At 66.2% G+C, this 23,893-nt stretch carries 20 protein-coding genes; 16 read left to right on the forward strand and 4 right to left on the reverse strand.

From position 1 onward, the window contains the following. Nucleotides 1–55: 55 nt before the first annotated feature. Nucleotides 56–793: a YggS family pyridoxal phosphate-dependent enzyme gene (locus tag ACU4IU_RS10205; protein ID WP_446656642.1), complete on the forward strand. Its 738-nt coding sequence runs from the start codon at nt 56–58 to the stop codon at nt 791–793. A gap of 77 nt (nt 794–870) precedes the next feature. Here ACU4IU_RS10205 and ACU4IU_RS10210 read toward each other — a convergent pair whose 3' ends face one another. Beyond that, nucleotides 871–2,280, reverse strand: a complete 1,410-nt coding sequence (locus ACU4IU_RS10210) for an alpha/beta hydrolase-fold protein (protein WP_446656643.1) — start codon at nt 2,278–2,280, stop codon at nt 871–873. A gap of 284 nt (nt 2,281–2,564) precedes the next feature. Here ACU4IU_RS10210 and ACU4IU_RS10215 point away from each other — a divergent pair, with 284 nt between their 5' ends. The 4 genes from ACU4IU_RS10215 to ACU4IU_RS10230 all read left to right on the forward strand — a co-directional run bounded on the left by ACU4IU_RS10215 (nt 2,565) and on the right by ACU4IU_RS10230 (nt 7,545). Further along, complete coding sequence (locus tag ACU4IU_RS10215) at nt 2,565–3,596, forward strand: ABC transporter substrate-binding protein (RefSeq protein ID WP_446656644.1); 1,032 nt, start codon at nt 2,565–2,567, stop codon at nt 3,594–3,596. Next, on the forward strand, nt 3,593–4,699 hold the full coding sequence (locus tag ACU4IU_RS10220) for a FecCD family ABC transporter permease (RefSeq protein ID WP_446656645.1): 1,107 nt from the start codon (nt 3,593–3,595) through the stop codon (nt 4,697–4,699). Before ACU4IU_RS10215 ends, ACU4IU_RS10220 begins: the two co-directional genes overlap by 4 nt. Continuing rightward, nucleotides 4,693–5,475 (forward strand): heme ABC transporter ATP-binding protein, encoded by a 783-nt coding sequence (locus ACU4IU_RS10225; RefSeq protein ID WP_446656646.1) that lies wholly within the window; start codon nt 4,693–4,695, stop codon nt 5,473–5,475. Before ACU4IU_RS10220 ends, ACU4IU_RS10225 begins: the two co-directional genes overlap by 7 nt. Before the next feature lie 75 nt (nt 5,476–5,550). Next, complete coding sequence (locus ACU4IU_RS10230; protein ID WP_446656647.1) at nt 5,551–7,545, forward strand: NHL domain-containing thioredoxin family protein; 1,995 nt, start codon at nt 5,551–5,553, stop codon at nt 7,543–7,545. Between the two features lie 227 nt (nt 7,546–7,772). Here the strand turns inward: ACU4IU_RS10230 and ACU4IU_RS10235 are convergent, their stop codons facing one another. From ACU4IU_RS10235 to ACU4IU_RS10245, 3 genes are all read right to left on the reverse strand, one after another. Then, a complete protein-coding gene (locus tag ACU4IU_RS10235) occupies nt 7,773–8,732 on the reverse strand; it encodes a hypothetical protein (protein ID WP_259358443.1) in 960 nt (319 codons plus the stop codon). Between the two features lie 63 nt (nt 8,733–8,795). Further along, on the reverse strand, nt 8,796–9,947 hold the full coding sequence (locus ACU4IU_RS10240; protein ID WP_446656648.1) for an ABC transporter: 1,152 nt from the start codon (nt 9,945–9,947) through the stop codon (nt 8,796–8,798). Nucleotides 9,948–9,953: 6 nt separating this feature from the next. Continuing rightward, complete coding sequence (locus tag ACU4IU_RS10245) at nt 9,954–11,465, reverse strand: LPXTG cell wall anchor domain-containing protein (RefSeq protein ID WP_446656649.1); 1,512 nt, start codon at nt 11,463–11,465, stop codon at nt 9,954–9,956. Between the two features lie 312 nt (nt 11,466–11,777). Here ACU4IU_RS10245 and dcd point away from each other — a divergent pair, with 312 nt between their 5' ends. The 11 genes from dcd to ACU4IU_RS10300 all read left to right on the forward strand — a co-directional run bounded on the left by dcd (nt 11,778) and on the right by ACU4IU_RS10300 (nt 23,814). Beyond that, nucleotides 11,778–12,356 (forward strand): dCTP deaminase, encoded by a 579-nt coding sequence (dcd, locus tag ACU4IU_RS10250; protein ID WP_139468980.1) that lies wholly within the window; start codon nt 11,778–11,780, stop codon nt 12,354–12,356. Continuing rightward, nucleotides 12,353–13,600, forward strand: coding sequence for a hypothetical protein (locus ACU4IU_RS10255; protein WP_259358440.1), 1,248 nt, complete (start codon nt 12,353–12,355; stop codon nt 13,598–13,600). The genes dcd and ACU4IU_RS10255 overlap by 4 nt, the downstream gene beginning before the upstream one ends. Before the next feature lie 159 nt (nt 13,601–13,759). After that, nucleotides 13,760–16,807 (forward strand): Na+/H+ antiporter subunit A, encoded by a 3,048-nt coding sequence (locus tag ACU4IU_RS10260; protein WP_139469126.1) that lies wholly within the window; start codon nt 13,760–13,762, stop codon nt 16,805–16,807. Further along, nucleotides 16,804–17,439, forward strand: a complete 636-nt coding sequence (locus tag ACU4IU_RS10265; protein ID WP_446656650.1) for a Na(+)/H(+) antiporter subunit C — start codon at nt 16,804–16,806, stop codon at nt 17,437–17,439. The genes ACU4IU_RS10260 and ACU4IU_RS10265 overlap by 4 nt, the downstream gene beginning before the upstream one ends. Further along, nucleotides 17,436–19,016 (forward strand): Na+/H+ antiporter subunit D, encoded by a 1,581-nt coding sequence (locus ACU4IU_RS10270; RefSeq protein WP_139468982.1) that lies wholly within the window; start codon nt 17,436–17,438, stop codon nt 19,014–19,016. The genes ACU4IU_RS10265 and ACU4IU_RS10270 overlap by 4 nt, the downstream gene beginning before the upstream one ends. Continuing rightward, a complete protein-coding gene (locus tag ACU4IU_RS10275; RefSeq protein ID WP_446656651.1) occupies nt 19,016–19,711 on the forward strand; it encodes a Na+/H+ antiporter subunit E in 696 nt (231 codons plus the stop codon). The genes ACU4IU_RS10270 and ACU4IU_RS10275 overlap by 1 nt, the downstream gene beginning before the upstream one ends. Then, nucleotides 19,708–20,253 (forward strand): monovalent cation/H+ antiporter complex subunit F, encoded by a 546-nt coding sequence (locus ACU4IU_RS10280; protein WP_139468983.1) that lies wholly within the window; start codon nt 19,708–19,710, stop codon nt 20,251–20,253. Before ACU4IU_RS10275 ends, ACU4IU_RS10280 begins: the two co-directional genes overlap by 4 nt. Then, nucleotides 20,243–20,638, forward strand: a complete 396-nt coding sequence (gene mnhG, locus ACU4IU_RS10285) for a monovalent cation/H(+) antiporter subunit G (protein WP_101546653.1) — start codon at nt 20,243–20,245, stop codon at nt 20,636–20,638. Before ACU4IU_RS10280 ends, mnhG begins: the two co-directional genes overlap by 11 nt. Beyond that, nucleotides 20,628–21,380 carry a response regulator transcription factor gene (locus ACU4IU_RS10290; RefSeq protein WP_139468984.1) on the forward strand — a complete coding sequence of 251 codons (753 nt, stop codon included), beginning with the start codon at nt 20,628–20,630 and terminating at the stop codon, nt 21,378–21,380. The genes mnhG and ACU4IU_RS10290 overlap by 11 nt, the downstream gene beginning before the upstream one ends. Continuing rightward, nucleotides 21,377–23,017, forward strand: a complete 1,641-nt coding sequence (locus tag ACU4IU_RS10295; RefSeq protein ID WP_446656652.1) for an ATP-binding protein — start codon at nt 21,377–21,379, stop codon at nt 23,015–23,017. Before ACU4IU_RS10290 ends, ACU4IU_RS10295 begins: the two co-directional genes overlap by 4 nt. Further along, nucleotides 23,014–23,814: a hypothetical protein gene (locus tag ACU4IU_RS10300; RefSeq protein ID WP_446656653.1), complete on the forward strand. Its 801-nt coding sequence runs from the start codon at nt 23,014–23,016 to the stop codon at nt 23,812–23,814. The genes ACU4IU_RS10295 and ACU4IU_RS10300 overlap by 4 nt, the downstream gene beginning before the upstream one ends. Nucleotides 23,815–23,893 lie beyond the last annotated feature (79 nt).

A 23,893-nucleotide genomic window follows, 5' to 3' on the forward strand; every position in this document is an offset into this window, starting at 1 on the left:
GGCCGGGCATCCTCGGCGACCTGAAACTTCGCGCGGCTCATGCAAGACTGGAGACATGAGTACGCCTGATTCCCCCTCACTGTCCGCCGACGACATCGCAGCCATCATCGGCAACCTCGACGAGGTGGCTGACCGTGCCCGCGCCGCCGCCGAGTCGAGCGGTCGCAGCGGTGACGATGTGCGCGTGCTGCTGGCCACGAAGACGCAGCCGGCAGAGAAGATCCGCGTCGCCCTCGAGCACGGGTTCACCCTCATCGGCGAGAACAAGGTGCAGGAGATCACCGGCAAGGCCGAGGCTCTCGCCGACCTCAACCCCGAGACCCACCTCATCGGACCCCTGCAGAAGAACAAGGTCAATCACACCCTGCGGCACGCTCACTGCGTCCAGTCCGTCGATAACCTCCCGCTGGCCGATAAGATCAACAACCGTCTCGACGTCCTCGATGAGACCATCGACTACTTCATCCAGGTCAACACCTCCCGCGAAGACTCGAAGTTCGGTGTCGCGCCCGAAGACGCCGAGGAGCTCGTCACCGCGACCCGGGAGCTCGGCCGGATGCGGCTGCGCGGACTCATGACGATCGGCCTTCCCGGCAGCAGTCCCGAAGAGATCCGCCCCAGCTACTCCGACCTGCGCGAACTCAGCGAGAAGCTGCGCGGGGCCGGGGTCATGCCCGCCGAGGCGACCGAGCTGTCGATGGGCATGAGCAACGACTTCGAACTCGCCATCGCCGAAGGCGCCACGATCGTCCGAGTCGGCTCGAGCATCTTCGGTGCCCGCGACTACTCCTGATGCGGGTCCGCGGGGCATGCCCGCACATGGCGCGGCCCTCACACGGCGCGACCAGCACATGACGCGGCCGGCCGCAACTACTTGTCGGACACGGTTGCCGCAGAATCCTGCGCGAACACCTTCCGCAGTCCGTCGATGAGCGCCCCGCGCCAGCAGGCGAAGTCGTGCCCGCCTTCATACACCGACAGTGAAGTTGAGAATCCGAGACCGTCGAGCACCTCGGCCAGTCGGCCGGCGCGGTCGACCATGGGTCCCTCCCGACGACCGACGGCGAGGTGGAAATCGCAGGCGCCCACGCCCGCAACGTGTTCGCGGAACCGGCGCGCAGTCCAGTCATCACCATCGATGCTCGCCAGGTCCGCCGGAGTCGCCGTCCCGCCGGGGCTCCACCACAGCGAGGGGGAGTGAGCGAGCACGGCGTCGAATGCGCCGGGGCACGTGCGAGCCATGAGCAGGGACGCGAGCCCGCCGAGGCTCTGCCCGCAGATGATCCGCCGCGCATCGGCCGGCAGTACGGAGCCGTTGACGGCCGCTTCGGCTTCGATATCGGGAACGAGTTCCGAGGCGACGCTGCGAAGGAACTGGTCGTTGCCGGCAAGAGAATGTGTTCGTTCGGCCGTCGTGTGCGTGCCGATGCCGATGATGATGAGCCCGGGCAGCCCGGCAGCTTCCACGGCACGCGCCACGCAGAGGTGGTCGAACCACTGCCGACCGTCGAAGAGCACGAGGAGACCGGCCGGCGGCCCACTCGGCAGAGACACCCGCACAGGGTACTTCTTGCCGCCGATCTCACGGTCGGCAGAGACCATGAGGGCCGGCTCAGAGCGAACCCGTTCAGGGTCCTCGCCGAGGCTGCCCCCATCCGCCTCGGCGGGAATGTCCGCGTCAGCGCCTGCCGTCACCGTCGTCCTCGTCGCAGCGGTCGCACCCTGCGGGCGGTCGAACAGCCACATGCCGTGATCGGGAGCGAGCGGACCCGAGAACACCGACGCCCCCTCGCCGGCACCCGGCTGATCCGGCCGGGTGACCGGTGGATCGAGGTTGAGCGGGTCGATGAACGCGGGCGGCCCCGGTCGATCCGGACCGCTCAACGGTGGGGCGACCTCTTCACGGGAGGGGCTGAAGCCGTAGGAACAGCGCAGATCGGCCGGCAGGGTGAGCGTCACGCCCCAGATGTCGGTGCCAGGGACTCGGACCATGACTCCATCGGCCTGCCTGTGTTTGTCGGTGACCCGGTTCGCCGCGAGCCGGACGCTGCGCACCTCGGGATCGGTGCAGCGATAGAGGAACGTGACGTCGCGCAGGGCCGTGTCAGTGGGGCACGGGTCGACCAGGGGTGTCCCCTGCCGGGCGACCTCATCCCAGAACTGCCGTTCGCGATCGCCTGAACCACCGGATTCCCCCGTGGCAGAAGCGGAGAAGCCGGAATCACCGGATTTCCCAGCAGCAGAAGCGGAGAAGTCAGCCATGATGTCGATGAAGCGCACGTGATTGATCCTTGCAGTTCGGGCAGTAGGGCGACATGTCGCGCACTCGACGGCCTCGGGCCGTCATTGAGGGCCGGTGAGTATCGCATTTCGGACAGTCGACCACATCGATTGGACAAGTCGGCTGACAACGTTGCTAGTCTATCCACTTAGGTTAGGCTTACCAATTGGTAGGCGCCAACTCCTCCACGCACGCCTCAGATCCAACGAAGATTCCGCCCTACACCGCTTCGGCCGCTGCAACGCAGACACAGCCACCACGCCACACCACCCCAAGGAGAGTAATGAGAACTGGACTGACGATCATCGGAGCCGCATGTGCCCTGGCACTCGTCGGATGCGGAGGGTCCACCTCCGGCACCGCTGACGACTCCGCTGCCGATCAGGGCTCCGGCTCCGATCTCTCCGTCCCGCTCCCGGAAGGCTGGAAGCAGATCTCGGGAGAGAGCGACTTCTCCACGATCGAAGCGAAGCCGAAGCTGCCCGTCAAGGTCGAAGACGGCACGGGCACCGGCGTCGAGGTTAAGGACATCGACCAGATCATCGTCGCCGGTGACGGCGTCGCATCGACTCTTGGAGCGCTGGGCCTGACCGACAAGATCGCAGCCGCCCCGGAGGACGCTGTCTCTCCCGAAGCAAAGAATGCCCCGGAGCACTTCGAATTCGGCAAGAGCACCGGTGTCGAAGGCCTGTTGGCCATGGACGGCACCCTCTTCATCGGTGACAACACCAAACGCCACGGCGATGTTGCAGGGCAGTTCCGCGACGCCGGCACCGATGCGGTCGTCATGGATGACCAGCAGTCCCAGGGCGACAAGCTCAAGGCCGTTGCCGAGTACGTGGGGGCGAAGGACGCCGGCGAAGAGCTCGCGAAGATCGTCGACGACCAGCTCGCCGATGCCGCGAAGACCGCGAAGGAATCCGACACGACGGATCTCTCGATCATCGAGGTCACGGCCTCGGGCGCCGGCGGCCAGAATGCTGTCGCCGGCACCGGAACGCCGGGCAATGAGATGATCGAAACGCTCGGCTACACGAGCGTCGGAGCCGAATCGAAGCTGCGCGGATACTCCCGCGAATTCAGCAATGAGGGCATCGTCGCCTCGGCGCCGGACGTCGTCGTCATGGCCGAATCGGACTACGAGAAGTGGGGCGGCGAGGACGGCCTGTGGAAGGCGTTCCCGACGCTCGACCAGACGCCCGCAGGCCAGAACTCGGCGATCTTCGTCATGCCCGACGCCCAGCTGAAGTACTCGAGCCCGGAGATCGGCGTCGGTGCGCAGGCCCTCGCCGAGGCGGTCGCGCAGCTCTCGTGAGCGCGAAGGTCCTCAACCGGTCCCAGAAGCCGTCACCGGTGAACAGCAGCGCCGCCGCGAAGGCGGAGAAGCGGCACAGCGTCCGGCGAATCCCGCTGCTGACCTGCGTCCTCATCGGAGTCGCGGTCCTCGCGCTGCTCATGGCAGTCTCGGCCTCGGTCGGTCCGCTGCGGATCCCGCTCGACGACGTCACCCGCATCGTCGGAGCGCAGCTCGGCCTCGTCGACGGCGCAGGGCTGAGCCAGCGCGACATCTCCGTCGTCTGGCAGCTGCGCATTCCCCGCGTCCTCATGGGCGTGCTCGTCGGGGCCGCGCTCGCGATCTCCGGAGCCGCACTGCAGAGCCTGTTCAATAACCCGCTGACCGATCCGGGCATCATCGGCGTCAGCGGCGGCGCCTCGGCCGGAGCCGTCGGCGTCATCGTGCTCGCAGGTGGCAGCATCACCTGGCTCCTGCCGTTGGGCGCGTTCCTCGCGGGCCTGGTGGTGACCGGACTCATCTACGTCCTCGCCCGCCCGGGCCGGAACACGGGAACCTCACGGATGCTGTTGGTCGGCATTGCCGTCGGCTCCGGCTGTCAGGCGCTGACGGGGTTCTTCACCTTCATCGCCGACGATCAGCAGCTCCAGACTCTGACGTTCTGGCAGATGGGGTCGCTGGCGAAGGTGATCTGGCCCCAGTTCTGGGCGACTCTGCCCGTCTTCGTCGCTGGCCTGGTCATCGTCCTGCTCAATTCCCGCACCCTCGACGTGCTCACCCTCGGTGAGCGCGAGGCCCAGCATCTCGGGCTCAACGTCAAACGCAGCCGCCTGACCATCATCATCGCCACCGCACTGCTCACCGGCGCGGCCGTGGCCTTCGCCGGGGCAATCGGCTTCGTCGGCCTCGTCGTCCCGCACATCGTGCGCATCGTCGTCGGCCCCGGCCACAGGGGGCTGCTGCCGATCTCGGCAATCGCCGGTGCGATCCTCATCGTCGCCGCCGACTGTGCCTCCCGCGTGGTCGCTCCGCCCGCCGAGGTCCCGATCGGTCTCTTCACGGCCGCCGTCGGAGCGCCCTTCTTCCTGTTCCTGGTCGTGCGGATGAGGAAAAGCTCATGGTGATTGTGAACAATGCCGCCGAGGCGGTCGTCCGCGCCCGCGACGTCACCTTCGTCGTCGACGGCCGGGAGCTCGTCTCCGGGGTGTCTTTCGATCTGCGTGCCGGTGAGGTCGTCGCCCTCGTCGGTCCCAATGGGGCGGGCAAATCGACGATGCTCTCGCTGCTGGCCGGGGACGTGTCCCCGACGCGAGGGTCGGTGGAGATCACCGGCACCGAGGTGGGGGCGTGGAAGTCGGGACCGCTGGCTCGGGTGCGTGCGGTGATGCTCCAGCACAACAGCTCGAACTTCGCCTTCAGCGTCGAGGAGGCCGTGCACATGGGGCGGCTGCCCTGGGACATCGACGCCGACCGTGATGCCGCGCTCGTCGCCGAAGCGATCGCCGATGCCGACCTCGAGGGCTTCGAGACCCGTGACATCACGACGCTCTCCGGTGGTGAGGCAGCCCGGGTGTCGTTTGCCAGGACGACGGTGCAGACGACCCCGATCGTCTTCCTCGACGAACCCACCGCCGCCCTCGACCTCAGGCATCAGGAGTCACTGCTGAAATCGGTGCGGGCACTGCGCGCCGACGGGGCGGCCATCGTCGTCGTCCTCCACGACCTCAACCTCGCACTGCGGTATTCGGACCGTGTTCTCGTGTTCGGGGACGGGCGACTCGTCGCCGACGGTCGACCCGCCGAGGCGCTGACCGAAGAGCTCGTCGACGAGGTGTACGGACAGTCCGTGCACCGGCTGCAGCCGGAAGGCATCGCCCATCCGATCCTCATCCCCGTTTGACATCGGGGATGAGGAGCCGGTCACATGATGACACCGGGGAGGCCGCCTCGGTGGGGGATCTGCGATCATTGGACTATGAACACCAGGCCGGAAGAATCCACCGTCCCAGCCCCTGCCGCTGACCCGGCGGCCGCACCCACAGCGTCGACGCATGACGCCTCGACGCACGACGCTGCGACACGGGACGTCAAGGTCCGTGCGCCCGAACTCGTCGGCCGCCGATGGATGAACTCCGGCGGCAAGGATCTGACCCTGGCCGACCTGCGCGGAAAGGTCGTTCTCCTCGACTTCTGGACTTTCTGCTGCATCAACTGCCTCCACGTCCTCGACGAACTGCGCCCGTTGGAGGAGAAGTACGCCAAAGAGCTCGTCATCATCGGCGTGCACTCGCCGAAATTCGAGTTCGAACGCACCGTCGAGGCCGTCGACCAGGCCGTGGAACGCTACCAGGTCGAGCATCTCGTCCTCGACGATCCCGACCTCGTCACCTGGCAGGCCTACACCGCCCGCGCCTGGCCGACCTTGGCCGTCATCGACCCCGAGGGCTACCTCGTAGCGACGATGTCCGGTGAAGGCCACGCGGCCGGCCTCACCGAGATCATCGAGGGCCTCATCGAGGAGCACTCGGCCAAGGGCACCCTTCACTCCGGCGACGGGCCCTACGTTCCGCCGCCGGCCCCGGAGACGGACCTGTTCTACCCCGGAAAGGCCACCCGGCTGCCCTCGGGCCACCTCATGGTCGCCGATTCCGGACACCACAGCCTCGTCGAATACGACGACGATGCGGCCACGATCATCCGCCGTATCGGCACCGGTGAGCGCGGCGCGGACGACGGCGACTTCGCCTCGGCGAGCTTCAGTGAACCCGGCGGAATTACCGTGCTGCCCGCCGACCTGGCGGCCGAAGTCGGCTACCAGCTCGTCGTCGCCGATACCGTCAACCACACCCTGCGCGGGATCGACCTGACGAACGAGACGGTCACGACCATCGCCGGCACCGGTGAGCAGCACATGGTCGGTGCCATCGACAACGTCCGCGGCAAGCCCGGTGAGCTGGGACGATACGATGGACCCGCGGTAGACGTGAAGCTGTCGTCGCCGTGGGATGTCCTCTTCGTCCCCTCCACCGCCGAGGTGGTCGTGGCGATGGCCGGCAACCACACCATCTGGTCTTTCGATCCGAAGGACGGCACGATCCGCATCCTCTCGGGCACGATGAACGAGGGCCTGGTCGACGGCGACGGCGAGTCAGCCTGGTTCGCCCAATCCTCCGGTCTCGAGCTCGGGCCAGCGGGCGAGGTGTTCGTCGCCGACTCCGAGACCTCGGCGATCCGCCGCCTCGATCCCGCCACAGGTGAGGTGTCCTCGCTGGTGGGCGTCGGACTCTTCGACTTCGGCTTCCGCGACGGACCGGCCGCCGAAGCCCGCCTGCAGCACCCGCTGGGAGTGCGCAGCCTGCCTGACGGATCGGTCGCGATCGCCGACACCTACAACGGTGCGATCCGCCGCTTCGACCCGAGGACCGAGGAAGTCACGACCCTGGCGCGCGGCCTGCGCGAACCCTCGGACATCGTCCTCATCGGCAACGAAGGCACCCCCGATGACGCCGAACTCATCGTCGTCGAGTCCGCCGCACACGCACTCACCCGGGTGAAGCTGCCCAAGGACGCCCAGAAGGTCGACGAAGGCGCATTGACGACGAAGCGCCCTTCGACGGAGATCGCCTCCGGTCCGGTGTCGCTGACCGTGAGTTTCACTGTCCCAGCTGGTCAGAAGCTCGACGACCGGTGGGGTGATCCCACGTTCCTGCAGGTGTCTGCGACGCCGCCGGAACTCATCTCCTCAGGAGAAGGCGGAGCCGAGGGGCTCAGCAGAGATATCGTCATCAATCCCGAGTACACCGAGGGAGTGCTGCACGTGACAGCGCGTGCTGCAGCCTGCGACGGTGAGCCCGGGGGAGAGATCCCGCTGCACGCGGCCTGCCACCTCTACCAGCAGGACTGGGGCATCCCGGTCGAGCTCGTGGATTCGGCTCCGAACGCACTCACCCTCGACCTCCGCGGCGCCTGAGCGCTCCGCCACCGGAGCGAGGGCCGCTGTCGATCAGGCGGACGGTAGTTGCAGAATCGCCCATGCACGGAGATTGCTGGGTCGATCCACGGTGGTTGCGGCGTTCTGAACGCCGTGGATCGACCCGACAATCACTGTGGCAAGGAGAACCGCGAGAGGCGCATCCGTCGGAGGTCCGGACACGGGCCTGTGGAGCGGGACTGGGACCTCAGCAGGAGGAGCGCCCCTCAGGCGATGGTGACGTCGCCGAGGCGGCGCGGTTCGAAGCTCACCTGTGAGGACTTGACGACCACCGAGCCGCCGAGGACGAAGGAGAGCTTCTCGTCGAAGTCGTGTTCGGCAGCGGTGACGATGTCGCGGTAACGTCCCTTGACCCGTACCTCGACCGTCGAGGGAGTGAGTTCGAGATCGCTGCCGGACGAGGTCAGCCCGATCTGCGGACTGCGCTCGAGCGACCAGGAGACATCGCCGATGATCTCGTTGTCCGTGTCGTAGCCGAAGACGCAGCCGGCCGGCATGAGTGTCTTCGACTTCATGCAGTCCTGCAGATGGTCGGTGACCTGCTCCTCCACGGTCTGCTCGAGCTTGGCCGTGGGTTCGGGCGAGAGCTTCACGGTGGGGGAGTCGCCGGGGGCGGTCACCTCGGTGCGTTGGGATCGCGACTTCAGATACGTCGCATCGAAACCGACGAGGTAGCTCGCCGGGAACAGCACGGGCACACTCCCCGTGCTGACCCCGTATCCGTTGACCGTCGCCGTCGACGAACCGGAGACGTCCAGGGTCAAGGTCGGCCATGCTTCCTGTTCGATGGCCCAGCGGTTGAAGAGTCCCGCGCTGGCAGGCAGGCGGACCATGTTGAGATCGACGGTCTGCTCCCGCGAGGACAGGTTGTACCTGAGGCTGACCTTCGCGTGATCGCCGTCGACGGAAACGGTCTCGGCCTCGGGCTCGCGCGGCAGATCGGGAGCCGCGGAGAGCACTTCGTCACTGAGTGCCAAGGTCGATGTCGGAGTCGGCGTGGACAGGTAGGAGAAGGCACTCTGCGCATCGCCGCGTTCGATCGCCGAGATATAGGATTCGGCGGCTCGCGCGGGCGTGTAGACGGTGAAGTTGAGGAGGGGGACCGCTGCCACTGTGAGGACGACGACCGTCAGCGCTGAGATCAGAAGTCTGCGCGACGTTCGCATGGCGCTCCTGATTCGGTTGGGGACTTGAGGGGACTGGGCAGTTCTCAGTCTATCTGCCGCGGATCACTCGACCGGGTAGGCATGCAGGGCAGAGGTGTCGACCTCGACGAAGACATGCGTGCCGACCTTGACGTTGGCTCGCAGTTCGGAGATCGTCGCGCCGAGTCCCGGGTGCAGGACACCGAATCCGATGGTCGGCTTTTCGCTCGCGTCTGACTCGGCGGTCGCCGCAGAATCCTCAGCCGATTCGGCGGATGCGTCGGGCTTCGTCGAATCCGGCTGCGTTCTCGCCACTCCGGCGAGGTCGGCGAGGTCGACGTCGAGCGCGAGGCCCATCTCCGTATCGACCGGTGAGAGCTTCGCCTGCAGACAGGAACCGCGATCGCGCAGTCCCGTGACGATGGCTTCGAACACCGTCGCCGAGGTGAACGCCGGGTCGTGTTCGTCCAGTGACAGGAGGGCGGCACGCCACCCGAGAGTGACGAACACCTTCCCGTCGAGTTCGGTGCGGGCGCGCACGGCTGAATGGCCGATGGACAGCCATCCCTTCCGGGCCAGCCCGGAATAGACATTGACCCCGCTGAGCTCGGCCGGCAGCGAACCGCGCGGTTCGGTGACGATCTGCTCCAAGGAGCCGAGCGCGACGAGTTGGTCCTTTTCGATATCGGCCACCCCCGCCTCGGCGATGGTGTGGTCGGTCAGCGAATTCGAGCTGAAGACGACACCGCGCCCTTCTTGGGCGACGAGTTCGGCGAAGCGACCCCGCAGCCCGGTGCGCAGATGGCCGGGGACCGAACCGAACGGGTCGATGAGAGCCAGCCACTTCGCGCCGCTCGCCCAAGCCGCGGCCAGGGCGAGGCGGGCACGATCGGTCGCGTCGAGGTCGTCGAGGCGCCGACGCAGAATATCGGACCGCAGTCCGAACGATGTCAATGCAGCCGATGGATCCGCTGCCGATGCCGCCTCCCCAGATCCGGCATCGGCTTCGCGAAGATAGCTCTTCATCCAGCTGCGCACACGCAAGCGACCCGACCGGCGACCGGTCGGGAAGCGTGGTGGTGGTGCGACGTGGGGCAGGGCCGCCGCGGACAGCACCACCGAGGTGGTGCTGTCCGGGCTGCCCATGAGTCCGAGCATTGTCCCTGCTCGCAGACGTCCGAGGTCGATCTCGCGTCCGTCGAGCTGCAGCCCCGCGAGGGACAATTCATCGTTCAACGCGGCTTAGAACTCCGCGGGATCGTCGGAGGCGTTCATCCGCCGACGGGTGATGATGACAGCTGCTGCACCGACTGCGAGCAGACCGACACCGAGGGCCAGTCCGGTCATCTCGGCACCGGTGCGCGGCAGGTCGCTGCCTGAATCATTCGAGCCGCTGCCGTTCCCGGCCCCGTTTCCGCCTTCGTCGACGGCGGTGCCGTTGGTGAGCACGGTGAAGCTTCCGCCCTGGGGCTCATCGAAGCTCTCGGCCTGGGCACGCACGTTGTAGGTGCCGAGCACGGCCTTGACCTTGGCCTGGACGCCGAACGTGACCTTGCCTTCGGAATCGGCTTCCTTGGTCATCGTGTAGCGGTCGACCTTGCCCTGGGCATGCTCGACCGTGATCGAGACCTTCTCGCCGGGCTGAGCCCCGCTGACGCCGATCTTGATGCCGTCGTTCAGGAAGTCCTCGGAGCTGACCTCGGTGGGGTTGATGAACATGGACGCCTGTGCGGCTGCGGCAGGCTTCTTGTCCTCGGTGCCGGGGCTGGCCGGACCGGTGGACTCGGGAGCCTCGTCCTCGGCCTTCTTGTCGTCTTCGGCACCGTCGGTCTCATCGACCTTGGGCTCGTCGGACTTCGGCGCTTCGTCCTTCGGACCCTCGGCGGGTCCCGGCTTCACACCGTCGGCAGGAGCCTTGTCGTCCTTGTCCTCGCCCTTGTCGGTCTCCGATGGGCTCGGCTTGGGTGCTTCGGTGGTGGGCTCTTCGGTCTTCGTCTCCGACGGACTCGGCTTCGGTGCCTCGGTGGTGGGCTCCTCGGTCTTGGTCTCCGTCGGCTCGGGAGCCTTCGTGGTCGGATCCTCGGTCTTCGTCTCCGACGGGCTGGGCTTCGGTGCCTCGGTGGTGGGCTCCTCGGTCTTCGTCTCAGAGGGCTCCGGGGACTTCGTTTCGCTGGGAGTCTCGTCCGGAGTCTTGATGGGACCGGTGGCCGAATCGCACTTATCGTCGTCGCCCTTGCCCGGTTCGTCGACCTCGGAGGCCTTGGAGACGACCTCGAAGGTCACCTTCGAAGACTTCTTCTCGGACTTGAGATCGGTGAGGTAGAGCGAGTACTCGCCGACAGGCACCTGGGCACCGTCGGTGACGGTGAAGAAGTAGGTGCCGGAGACCTTTCCGTCTTCGTCGACCGTGAGCTTCTTGTCCGGCGAGTATTCGGTGCCATCGGTGCCGACGACGGTCACCGTGGCCTTCTGGTCCGGGCTGAATCCGGTGCCGGAGAAGCCGATTCCCTTTTTGTCGTCAGCTATGTCGGCGCGGGTCACCTGCGCCTGCGCAAGGGTCGCCTGCGGATCCGACTCGTCGGGAACCGAAGAATCCGATTCGGAGCTGCTCGATGACTGCTGATCACCCTGGGCGCACAGCGGTTGCTGAGGGACCGAAGCGGTGGACTCTGTCGCTGCGAACGCCGGGGCGCCAGCAAGACCTGTCAATGCAACGGCTACTGCGGGGGCAAGCACAAGACGCGAGGTCTTCACAGTAATGCCTTTCGATTGTTGTCTACCCACGAAAGACGATGGACTCCCGGCATTCCTTGGCTTAAGAAGGGGAAGGCACCATCGTGCGCGGGTCCGTACAGCTCATTACCCTAAAGCATTCATCCGCCGCTATGGGGAGACACACGGGTAAAAATCAGGAGAATTCCCGAGAATCGTTACCGTTTTGTGACATAGTTTCGGCGTGTCGGTAGATTTTGCCGGCCGGTTATGCGTATTCGACCCATGGTTCGGCAGAGGGGAGAGGAGAGAAGGCTTAAGCGTGCGGGGCTTGCAGCGACTACCATCGGAAGCGTGACTCTCCTTTCCGACCGCGACATCCGCGCCGAGCTCGACTCCGGACGCATCGCCCTCGACCCCTACGACCCGTCGCTGATCCAGCCGGCCAGCGTCGACGTGTGTCTCGACCGCTACTTCCGGCTCTTCGACAACCACAAATACGCGGTCATCGACCCGAGCCTCGAGCAGCCCGAACTCACCCGTTTCGTCGAAGCCGCTCCGGGGGAGCCCTTCGTCCTCCACCCGGGGGAGTTCGTCCTCGCATCCACTCATGAGCTCGTGACTCTGCCCGTCGATGTCGCGGCTCGGCTCGAGGGCAAGTCCTCGCTCGGACGTCTCGGTCTCCTGACCCATTCGACGGCCGGTTTCATCGACCCCGGTTTCAGCGGCCACGTCACCCTGGAGCTGTCGAACGTCGCGACCCTGCCGATCACCCTGTGGCCGGGGATGAAGATCGGCCAGCTCTGCTTCTTCCGACTCAGCTCGGCGGCGGAGAACCCCTACGGTTCCCAGGCCACGGGCAACCGCTACCAGGGCCAGCGCGGCCCGACCGCTTCCCGTTCGCACCTCAATTTCTATCGGAGGGACATGTGATCACCCGCCGCGAACTGCGGCTGCAACGCGAAGCCGCTGAACGCGCCGCCCGGGAACAGGCCGACGCTGCGCGCTACCAGGCCCCCGACGCCGAGGTTTCGGGCGTCCCGAATGCGACCGGAGACCGGGTCGGCCCTGACGCCGGTGGCTCCGTCTCGCCGGCCTCAGTCACGCCTGGAGCGCCCACTGCCGCCCCCGTGCCCCCTGCCTCCGACGCTCAGGCCGCGAGCAGGCGGCGGACCGGGATGCCGTCGACGGGACGGCCCGGATACGGCGGTGACACGTCCGCGCCCGAGGACACGGCCACCTCGGCGGATCTGCGCGGTTTCCACCTCATCCTCCTCGATGATGCGGTCGAGGTCTCCGACGTCCTCGCGCTCATCCACAACAAGCTGCCCGATCTGCGCCCCGTGCTAGACGAGCACGGGCAGCTGCGCTTGAGCCGGCACTCCCGACTGAGCTCCGGGGCTGCCCTCGACCCGGCCGATGCCGCCGCGCTCGAAGTCCCCGACTGGGCTCGGCATGCCATCGTCATCGACTGCCCCCGGGATCGGCAGCCGACCCCGCCGCCGGACTGGTTCGCCGACGCCGACGGACTCCACGAGGCCTTCCCCAACGGAATGCCGGATCGGGAGGAGGAGCGGATGCTCAGCCTCATGCTCTCCGTCGCCTCCCGCCTCCACACGGGCGTGCGCCTGGCCGACGAGCCCGGACTGCCGACGCGGGTGATCATCCCCGACCCGGAGGCGAAGGTCGACCTCTACATCTACTCCTCGTACTGGATGGAGCCGTCGGTCGCGCTCGACTTCGTCCGCCGCCATGCCCCGCACGCCTTCCAGCAGTCCCTGCCCACCCCCGACGAGGATGTGCTGGCCCAAGCGAGCATCGACGATCCGCTCTTCGACCCTTCCGCCCCGGTCATCCTCGACGGCTATGCCCTGCTCGTTCCGCTCGGCGAGATCGATGAATCCGCCGGCAGCCTCGAGATCCGAGTGATGGAAGCCGAGTGGGTTCCGCCGATCGTCGCCGCCCACACCGTCGCCCCGCAGATCGAATACCACGTGCACTGGATGGACACCGAGTCGAAGCGCTATCAGCCGAACCAGGGTCGCCGCTTCCGACGGATGCGCGGTCGGGTGGCCGAACTCACAGATGCGATCGGAGCCGAGCTGCTCGTCGGCTCGGACGGCATCGGTCTCGACGAGAACGGCTTCCTCGTGACCAGCAGACAGCTGCGCGCGTGACCAGCCTTCGGATTCGCGCGTGAGCGGTGTCGTGTCGGGGCAGAGCCTGTCTCAGCTCACACCCAGCAATTGGGGAAACGACACCTGTTCGTGCGAAAATGACATGACGAACCTTTCTCACAAACAGGCATATGACGGAGGTGGCCGCCGGTGATAGTCATGACAGGGGCCTTCTTCGGGGCATCTGTCATCGCCTACCCTCTGGTTCGCCTGCTCGGTCGCAACGCTTTCTTCTTCCTCGCTCTCGTCCCCTTCGCGGGACTGCTGTGGAGCCTGTCGACGATCCCAGAGATCTTCGGCCCCGCCGCCCAGCCGGTCGTGGAGAATCTCGACTGGCTGCCCGAGCTCGGTCTCGCCGGAATCTTCCGCCTCGACGTGCTCTCCTGGATCATGACGCTGCTGGTGACCGGGGTCGGAGCCCTCGTCTTCGTCTACTGTGCACGCTACTTCCCGCCCGACGAGCCGGGACTGGCCCGGTTCGCGGGAATCTTCATGGCCTTTGCCGGAATGATGTACGGGCTCGTCATCGCCGACGAACTGCTCATGCTCTACCTGTTCTGGGAAGGCACCACCGTCTTCTCCTACCTGCTCATCGGGCACAGCCAGTCCCGCCGCCGTTCCAGGCAGGCGGCACTGCAGGCCCTCATCGTCACCACCGCAGGCGGGCTGGCCATGCTCGTGGGCATGATCCTGCTCATCACCGCCACCGGCACCGGGCAGATCTCGACCCTGGTCGATCGAGCCCAGTCGGGCATGGACACCGGCGGAATCATCATCTCCGCCGTCATCCTCATCCTCGTCGGCGCGATCTCGAAGTCCGCGCTCATGCCGTTCCACTTCTGGCTGCCCGGCGCCATGGCCGCACCCACTCCAGTGAGCGCCTATCTGCACGCCGCGGCCATGGTCAAGGCGGGAATCTACCTCGTCCTGCGCCTGGCGCCTGGCTACAACAACATCCCCGGCTGGTCCGAGGTGCTGCTCACCCTGGGTCTGCTGACGATGTTCATCGGCGGTTGGCAGGCGCTGAAGCAGACCGACCTCAAACTGCTGCTGGCCTTCGGTACGGTCTCGCAGCTCGGATTCCTCACCACCATGGCCTCGTTCGGCACTCCGGACATCACGAAGGCAGCCTTGGGTCTGCTCATCGCCCACGCCCTGTTCAAGTCGTGTCTGTTCCTGTGCGTCGGAATCATCGACCACCGTGCCGGCACCCGTGACCTGACGAAGCTCTCCGGCGGCTGGAAGGCCTTCCCCGTCGTCGCCGTGTGCGCGACGATCGCTGCCGCCTCGATGGCCGGACTGCCCCCTCTGCTCGGCTTCGCGGCGAAGGAAGCCGCGTACTCGACCCTTCTGTCCTCGCCGGACAAGGCCTCGGTCATCGCCTTCATCGGCATCATGATCGGCTCGATCCTCACCGTCGCCTACTCGGCCCGTTTCGTCTGGGGCGCGTTCTCCTCGAAGCCCGGAGTCGACGACATCGCCCGCCGCGACGAGAAGCTCACCCTCGTCGTCTCCCCGCTCATCCTCACCGCCCTGACTCTGGCGCTCGGCCCGGGAGTCGGCCTGCTCGACGGCTACTTCTCCGCGTGGACCTCCGGGCTGCCGGCAGTGGCCGAAGGCGATGGGCACTACCACCTCGCGCTGTGGCACGGATTCGAACCGGCGCTCGCCTTCACCGCCGTCACCGTCGCCGCAGGCCTCGCTCTGTTCATCTACCGCCGTCCCTTCGCGAAGGTCCAGGCGACGCTGCCGTCGGGACTGGACTTCCATGAGCTCTACCGAATGCTCATCGGCTGGATGGAGGCCCTGGCGCTGTGGGTCACCGCCCGCACCCAGCGCGGTTCGCTGCCGTTCTACCAAGGCGTGGTCTACCTCGTCCTCGTCGCCGGACTGGGACTGGCGATCATCTCCAACGACACGTGGAACATCACGTTCCGGCTCTGGGACACCCCGCTGGACCTCATCGTCGCGGCCGTGCTCGTCATCGTCGCGATCGGTGCCACCCGAGCCAAGAAGCGGTTCACCGCCGTCGTCGTCACCGGCATCTCCGGCTACGCCATGGTCGCCTACTTCGCTTTCGTCGGCGCTCCCGACTTGGCCCTGACCCAGGTGCTCGTCGAGACCATCACGATCGTCGTGTTCGTCCTCGTCCTCCGCCGGCTGCCGGCGCGCATCGGCGAGTCGACCGGTCGACTCACCCCCGCCTGGCGGGCGATCATCGGCGGTGCCGTGGGCATCACCATGATGCTAGTGGTCCTCATCGCCTCCGGTGTGCGCATGGCCGATCCGATCTCCATCGACTTCGGTCAGCTCGCCTACGAGCTCGGTCACGGCAAGAACATCGTCAATGTCACCCTCGTCGATATCCGCGCGTGGGACACGATGGGCGAGATCTCGGTGCTCGTGGCAGCCGGAACCGGTATCGCAGGCCTCATCTTCGTCCGTGGTCGCGAAGGACACCTGCATCGGTTCGAACGAAAGAAAGACGGCACCGAGGCGGCCGGTCGCATCCGCTTCCAACCCGTGGCCGAGGACGTCGTCGACCTCCACCACGCCGGCCGCGGGGAAGGGCTGTCGCAGAAGCGTGCGTCCTGGCTCATCGCCGGACGGACCCTGGCTCCGCGCAATCGGTCGATCATCCTCGAGGTCACTGCCCGCCTGATCTTCCACGCCGTCATCGTCTTCTCCGTCTACCTGCTCTTCGCCGGCCACAACGATCCGGGCGGCGGATTCGCCGGCGGCCTCGTCGCCGGGCTCGCGCTCGTCGTGCGCTACCTTGCCGGAGGCAAGTACGAACTCGCCGAAGCGGCCCCCTTCACCCCCTCGGGAATGCTGGGCACCGGTCTGGTCACCGCGATCCTCACCGTCATCGGCGGGTGGATCTGGGGTGGGACGGTCTTCGAGTCCGTCTACATCGAGGGTGATCTGCCGGTGCTGGGCCACCTGTCCTTCGGTACGTCGACGTTCTTCGACATCGGCGTCTACCTCATCGTCGTCGGCCTCATGCTCGACATCCTCCGCTCGCTGGGAGCCGAGGTCGATCTGCACCAGGAGCGCGACGAGGCGATGCTGACCAACCGCATCCACGACAATGTGAACTTCTCCGAGGACATGGGCGCCACAGCCGAACACCGGGCCGTGTCCGAGATCATCGACCGCGTCAACGAACTCGACGTCGACAACGGTGCGGAAGGAGGCCGCCTATGAGCGTCCCCTTCATCATGGTCCTGGCCATGGGCGTCCTGTTCGCCGCCGGAATCTACCTCATGCTCGAACGCTCCCTGACCCGAGTCCTGCTCGGCTTCATCCTGCTCGGCAACGGAGCGAACCTGCTCATCATCCTCACCGCTGGCCGCGGTTCCCCACCCCTGACCGACGGAGAGAACCTGTCGACCGAAGGCATGTCCGATCCGCTGCCGCATGCCCTCGTCCTCACAGCCATCGTCATCACCTTCTCCGTGACGGCGTTCCTGCTGGCGATGATCTACCGCTCTTGGAGGCTCATGCGCGCCGATTCGCTGCAGGACGACGACACCGACCTCCAGGTGGCGATCACGAAGCTCATCGACTCCGAGGCGGAGGCGAGCACCGACTACGACGACACCGAGTTCGGTGACGAAGCGGAGTCCCCGATCACCGGTGCCATCGACCTCGACGACGACGGCACGCCCGCAGAGCGGGAGGACCTCGCCGACGACATCGAGGACGCGTCGACCCCGGCCGAGGCCGATGCCATCGCCGAGGAGGCCGCGGACTCGCAGACGGAAGCGCACAGCGCCGAGGAGGCCGAGGTCACCGAAGAGGCCAAAGACGCGAAACAGCAGGGAGACGACGAATGATCGATCTTCTGCCCGTGCTCGTTCCCCTGCCGGTTCTGCTGCCGCTCATCGGCGCCGGAATCGCGCTCATCCTGTCGAAGCACACGCGGGCGCAGAACATCGTGTCGATCGCGATCCTGGTCGCGGTCATGGTCATCGCCACGATGATCCTCTTCGGAGTCGATGCGCATGGGCCGCAGGTCGTGGCGATCGGCGGGTGGCAGCCTCCTGCGGGCATCGTGCTCGTCGCCGACCGGCTGTCAGCTCTCATGCTCATCGTGTCTGCACTGGTCACACTGTGCGTGCTCGTCTACGCCCTGAGTCAGGACGCCAACGACGATTCGAACGAGACTCCGATCTCCGTGTTCAACCCCAGCTATCTGGTGCTGTGCGCGGGCATTGCGAACTCGTTCCTCGCCGGAGACCTGTTCAATCTCTACGTCGGCTTCGAGATGTTCCTCGTCGCCTCCTATGTGCTGCTCACCCTCGGTGCCACGGCGGAGCGGATCCGGGCGGGAGTCACCTATGTGATCATCTCGCTTGTGTCCTCGGTGATCTTCCTCGCCGCCATCGGTGTCATCTACGCCGCGTGCGGCACAGTGAACATGGCGCAGCTGTCCGAGAGGATCTCGGACCTGCCGGCCGATGTGCAGATGATCCTCCACGTCCTCCTGCTGCTGGGCTTCGGCATCAAGGCCGCGATCTTCCCACTGTCCTTCTGGCTGCCCGACTCCTATCCGACGGCACCGGCCCCGGTGACAGCGGTCTTCGCAGGACTGCTGACGAAGGTCGGCATCTATGCGATCATCCGCACGGAGACCCTGCTGTTCGCCGAATCCTCCCTGCGGGTGCCGCTGCTCATCGCGGCCGGGCTGACGATGCTCGTGGGCATCTTCGGCGCCATCGCACAGTCGGAGATCAAGAGGATCGTGTCCTTCACACTGGTCTCCCATATCGGCTATATGCTCTTCGGCGTGGCGCTGGGCACGAGTGTCGGCCTGTCTGCGGCGATCTACTACACGGTTCACCACATCATCGTCCAGACCGCGCTGTTCCTGGCCATCGGCCTCGTCGAAATGCGCGGCGGGTCCACCTCGACGAGGTCGCTCGGCGGTCTCATGGTGCTCTCGCCGGTGATCACGATCATCTTCTTCATCCCGGCTCTCAACCTCTCCGGCATTCCGCCGTTCTCCGGGTTCATCGGCAAGGTCGCACTCTTCCTCGCCGGCTTCGACGACCACGCGTGGCTCCCGACAGTCCTCATCGTCGCCGGCACCGTGACGAGTCTGCTCACCCTCTACGTCATCGGACGTACCTTCAACCTCGCATTCTGGCGTGATCCGGCCGATGCGGAGGAGCCGAACGAGGACCTCGTCGAGGAGTTCACGGAGCGGAAGAAGACGCTGCTGGCGGGGAAGAAGTGGAAATCTCAGATCGGCGTTCCCCCCGCCATGGTGGCGGCCACCTCGGTGGTGGTGATCGCCTCCATCGTTCTCACCGTCGCAGCCGAACCTCTGTGGGACATGTCGAACCGGGCAGCCGAGAACCTCTCGACGCCGATCGACTACGTCACGAACGTGCTCGGAGGTGATGAGTGATGAGCCCCGACCGAGACCAGGGACAGACCCGAGCTGACGGCCAGGACCGAGTCCGCGGCCGGGACCGGGCAGCGGCACAGGACCGGGCGATGGGTCAGGACCGGGTGCCGGCGAACCGGGCACGGATGAGCCGAGGCCGCGGATTCATCCAGCAGCTCGTGCTGCTGGTCTCGCTGGTTCTGCTGTGGCTGATGCTGTGGGATTCGATCACAGTGGTCACCGTGGTCACCGGAATCGTGCTGGCCTTCGTCATCACGCGCGTCTTCTACCTCCCGCCCGTTGTGCTCTCCGGACGGTTCAACGTCTGGCATGCGTTGGTGTTCGGTCTGTGGTTCCTCTATTCGGTTCTCCACGCCTCCATCGAAGTCGCCTGGTATGCGTTCCGTCGCAAAGCGGTCGGCGCCGGGTCCGTCGTCGCATGCGATCTGCGCACGAGCTCGGACCTCGTGCTCACCCTCATCGCCGATACCGCCAGCCTCATCCCCGGGTCGATCATCATCGACAGCGATCGCGCCATGGGCATGCTCTACCTGCACTTCCTCGACTGCGATTCCGAGGAGAAGGTGCGCAAGGCGAAAGCGCAGGTCTACTACATCGAAGAGCTGCTCATCCGCACTCTCGGTTCGCACCGTGATCTCGCCGCCCTGCGGGCCAGACCGGATCCGCTGGCCGAAACCGAAGGAGGCCGCTCATGAGTGAGATCGTCCTCCACTCCCTCGTCGTCGCCGGTTCGGTGCTGTTGGCCGCCTCGGTGGTCATTGCGCTCTTCCGGATCGTCCGCGGTCCGTCGATCCTCGACCGCATGATCGGCACCGACGTCGTGCTGGCGGCGATCATGTGCGGCCTCGGCGGGTATATGGCTCTGTCCGACCGGACGGACCTGCTGCCCGTGCTCATCGTGCTCGCGATGCTCGGCTTCGTCGGTTCGGTGAGCGTGTCGCGGTATGTGTCGAAGTCCGATTCGATGACTCCCGGCGCCGAGGCGGGGGCCCTGTCCGAGTTCAGTGCCTCTGACTGGCACATGCCCCGTGATGCGGACGAGCAGGGCGCCGGGCCCGGATCGACCTCTGTGCCCCAAGCTCGACCCGGCGATGACGTCACCGAGATCGCGGATGCCACCTACGACGCCCACGCCGACAGCGGCGGAGAGGGCGAGGGCACCGGACCCGACCCGGGACCCGATGACGCCGAGCACGTGTCGGATGGCGACGGGCAGGAGAGCAATCGTGGTTCTTGACATCATCTCGGCCGTGCTCATCTTCCTCGGCGCGGTCCTGTCCCTGGCCGCCGCGGTCGGTCTCGTCCGCTTCGGCGACCTTCTCTCGCGAATGCACGCGAGCGCGAAACCCCAGGTGCTGGGCCTGGTGCTCGTTGCCGTGGCGATCGCGATCCAGTTCCCGACTTGGGCGACGGTGACGACTCTGGCGATCATCATCTCCTTCCAGCTCGTGACGATTCCCGTCGCCACCCATATGGTCGGCCGCGCCGGCTATCGCACCAAGCACCTGCGTCGATCTATGCTGTATCGAGATGAACTCGCCGAGGCGGTCGACCGTGCCGAGGCCCGAGAGATCGCCTGGGAACGCCAGAGAGGAACCGGAACAGACCACCATGACGGCTGACAATCACACCGAGCCCCAACCACTCGTCTTAGTCGCCGATGATGAGCCCGACGTCCTCGGGGCGGTCGTACCGTTCCTCGAGCGCTCCGGTTTCCGGGTGTTGCCTGCCAGCGACGGACTGCTCGCTCTCGACGAGATTCATCGTCACAAACCCGATGTGTGCGTCCTCGACGTGCTCATGCCCGGAGCCGACGGTCGGCAGGTGCTGCGCCGCCTGCGCCAAGAGGAGAACTGGGTTCCGGTGCTGCTGCTGACCCAGGTCGGCGAGGGCGTCGAGCGGGCGATGGCGCTCGAAGAGGGCGCCGACGACTACCTCAACAAACCCTTCGATCCGCACGAGCTCGTCGCGCGCATCCGTGCCGTGCTGCGCAGGACCCGCAATGACGGTCCGCCCTTGGCCACGGCACCGGTGCTCGTGTCCAGCTTCGGCCTGCGCGTCGACCGTGTCGGACGCCGGGCGTGGTTGGGGCAGCGTGAACTCGTCATCACCCCGAAGGGCTTCACCCTGCTCGAGTACCTCATGGTGCACAAGGACGAACTCATCGAACGCTCCCGCCTGCTCGAAGTGCTGTGGGGATTCGAAGAGGCCGTGGGCACCCGCGCCGTGGACTCCCGGGTCGCCGAGCTGCGTCGTGTGCTCGGCGAGGACGCCGCAGAACCGCGGTGGATCGCCACCGTGCAGGGGCGCGGCTATCGTTTCGTCGGTGAGGTCCGCGGCGAGGACGGACAGAGCCGTCTATGACGAACTTCCTTGTCTTCGAGATCCAGGTCTGGCTGTTCCTGCTGCTGCTCGTCATCGTGCTCGGCGGTCTCGCCGTCGGTGCCTGGTTCGGCTGGCGGTATCTGCAGAGGCGTGAGGCCGCGCTGCGGGAATCCATCGAGGCGGCCGCGGCCGAGGATTCGATGACGAAGCGCAATCGGATGCTCATCCGACTCGATCATGAGCTCAAGAATCCGCTGACGGCGCTGCGCACCTCGGCGGCGAGCATCCGGGAGGTCGTCCGCGACGGCGGCACCCTGAGCGAGGTTGAGCCGGCCGCCAAGCAGGTCGACGTGTCCTCGCGCCGGGTCGCCCGACTGCTGGCCGATCTGCGCAAGCTCGCCGACGTCGAGACCCGCATCATCGAATACGCCCGCGTCGATCTCGATGCGCTCATCCATCAGGCCGTCGAGGATGCATCGACGGCGCCTGGAGCCGAGGACCGGATGATCGTGGCGACTGTCGCCCGTGCTCCGTGGCGGCTGCCCGATGTCGCCGGTGAAGAGGATCTGCTGCTCACCGCGATCCTCAACCTGCTGGGCAATGCACTCAAATACTCGTCGCAGGCCGAAGTCGTCGAGCTGCGTGCCAATGAGCAGATCATCGACGGGCACCGCTGGGTCGTCGTCGAGGTCGCGGATACGGGCAGCGGCATCCCGCTGGCCGAACAGGAGAACGTCTGGGACGAGCTCTCTCGCGGTTCACGTGTACGCGCGGTCGCCGGTTCGGGCATGGGACTCTCGCTCGTGCGCGCCATCGTCACTCGGCACGGCGGATCCGTGCAGCTCTTCAGCCAGGAGGGTGTGGGCACCTCGGTGCGCATGGTCCTCCCCGTCCTTGCCGATGCCGCGCCCGTGACCGTTCCGCAGATGTCGGATCATATGGATCGGGTCGCTGCCGGTTCGCATGCGGTGCAGCCGGTGCAGCAGGCGGATTCGCGGCAGGCGCCCGGATTCCTGCCTCCGCGTCAGCCCAATGAGGCCGAACTGCAGGGACGGATCCTCGGCACTCCGCGGCGGACGTCGAAGCGTCGTCTCGAGAGGGTCGACGGGAACCTGGTCAATCGTCGGACGGGCGAATCCGTCTCCGGTGGGTTCCCGCCGGATTCCGGTCAGCATTCGCAGTTCAAACCGCCGCGTCAGGCCCCGAACGCCGGCGGACAGAACCCGGGCTATGGGCAGCCGCCTGCCGGCAGCCAGCCGAACTCGGGTCCTCAGAGATCCGGCCCGCAACAGCCCGGACAGCCTTCGGTCGGAAGTCAGCCGCACTCGGGTCAGCAGAGCTTCGGGCAGCCACCTGTGGGCAGTCAGCCCAATTCCGGTCCGCAGAACTTCGGCCAGCCCTACGCGGGAAGTCAGCCCAATTCGGGGCCCCAGAACTTCGGCCAGCAGCCCGTCGGCAGCCAGCCCGGTGCTCCGTACAACGGTCAGCCGCCTGCAGGCAGTCAGCCCGCCGGCGGCCTCCAGTCCACCGGACAACCACCTGTCGGAAGCCAGCCCACCGGGCAGCCCGGATCCGGTCCGCAAATGCCTCAGCACGGGTACGGGCCGGCTCAGCCGAATCAGAACGGTCCGGAAGCGGGGTACCCAGACCGTCGCCGCCGAGGTGACCAGCAGTGAGACCAGTGACTGGGCGCACGGCATCGGATACCTCATCCGTGGGGATCTTCGCAGCGAAGAGACCCGTTTCGGGGAGTCGTGCCGCGGGGAGTCCCGACGCGGGCAGACCCGCCTCGGCGCGACGAGCCGCGGCCGCCGGCACACTCGCACTGACCGTCCTCCTCAGCGGATGCTCGGTCCTCCAGATCCGCACGGAAGACAAGTCCGCAGGGCCGGTGCGGATCGGCGTGGAGGAGACCGCCGGTCCCGAGCCTACGGGCAAGCCCACCGAAGCCGGCATCCCCGAGGGGATGACGAAGACTTCAGTGACGTTCGGCAGCAGCTGCCCGGTCGAACTCACCTTCGCAATCGGCGATGACTGGAGAGACAGCACCGGGAGTACCGAGCAGTTCCATGTATTCAACCATGGCGAAGACACCACTCGCGGCGATACCATCCTCGTCAACTGCACCGACGAATACGGTGACAGTGCTCAGGAAGTCGTTGATCAGAAGAGGCGGTACAACTTCTCCGAACAGGACTCACAGGTGTTGGCCGAGCAGACAGGGTCTCTGGCCGCGGGCGAGTTCTGGAGCTATCAGGGTGAACTCGGTCCGACCGAGATCCTCGCTATCAACAACGAACCGACTTATGCCTTCGGGGTGCAGACGGGGTACAAGATCAACGGACGCCTGGTGAATCTGTCCATCGAGATGCGCACACCGAAGACGAACACCGAAGTGGCGGAGGACTTCAAGAAGATGCTGCCGACGGTGACGATCGATGGTGAGAAAGTCCCGTCACCGAGCTTCCACTGACGTGCCAGTGAGCACCGAACGACGTCGCGGTCGGGCACCCGTGATGCGAAGGTCATGCGCCCGCGATCCCGTTCGGCAG

The sequence above is a fragment of the Brevibacterium sp. CSND-B09 genome, from assembly GCF_052906525.1.

Excerpts from the sequence above, each read along its gene's own strand:
- ACU4IU_RS10205 (WP_446656642.1), top strand. The coding sequence starts at position 56 with ATGAGTACGCCTGATTCCCCCTCACTGTCCGCCGACGACATCGCAGCC.
- ACU4IU_RS10215 (WP_446656644.1), top strand. The coding sequence starts at position 2,565 with ATGAGAACTGGACTGACGATCATCGGAGCCGCATGTGCCCTGGCACTC.
- ACU4IU_RS10225 (WP_446656646.1), top strand. The coding sequence starts at position 4,693 with ATGGTGATTGTGAACAATGCCGCCGAGGCGGTCGTCCGCGCCCGCGAC.
- ACU4IU_RS10230 (WP_446656647.1), top strand. The coding sequence starts at position 5,551 with ATGAACACCAGGCCGGAAGAATCCACCGTCCCAGCCCCTGCCGCTGAC.
- ACU4IU_RS10235 (WP_259358443.1), bottom strand. The coding sequence starts at position 8,732 with ATGCGAACGTCGCGCAGACTTCTGATCTCAGCGCTGACGGTCGTCGTC.
- ACU4IU_RS10260 (WP_139469126.1), top strand. The coding sequence starts at position 13,760 with ATGACAGGGGCCTTCTTCGGGGCATCTGTCATCGCCTACCCTCTGGTT.
- ACU4IU_RS10265 (WP_446656650.1), top strand. The coding sequence starts at position 16,804 with ATGAGCGTCCCCTTCATCATGGTCCTGGCCATGGGCGTCCTGTTCGCC.
- ACU4IU_RS10270 (WP_139468982.1), top strand. The coding sequence starts at position 17,436 with ATGATCGATCTTCTGCCCGTGCTCGTTCCCCTGCCGGTTCTGCTGCCG.
- ACU4IU_RS10275 (WP_446656651.1), top strand. The coding sequence starts at position 19,016 with ATGAGCCCCGACCGAGACCAGGGACAGACCCGAGCTGACGGCCAGGAC.
- ACU4IU_RS10280 (WP_139468983.1), top strand. The coding sequence starts at position 19,708 with ATGAGTGAGATCGTCCTCCACTCCCTCGTCGTCGCCGGTTCGGTGCTG.
- ACU4IU_RS10290 (WP_139468984.1), top strand. The coding sequence starts at position 20,628 with ATGACGGCTGACAATCACACCGAGCCCCAACCACTCGTCTTAGTCGCC.
- ACU4IU_RS10295 (WP_446656652.1), top strand. The coding sequence starts at position 21,377 with ATGACGAACTTCCTTGTCTTCGAGATCCAGGTCTGGCTGTTCCTGCTG.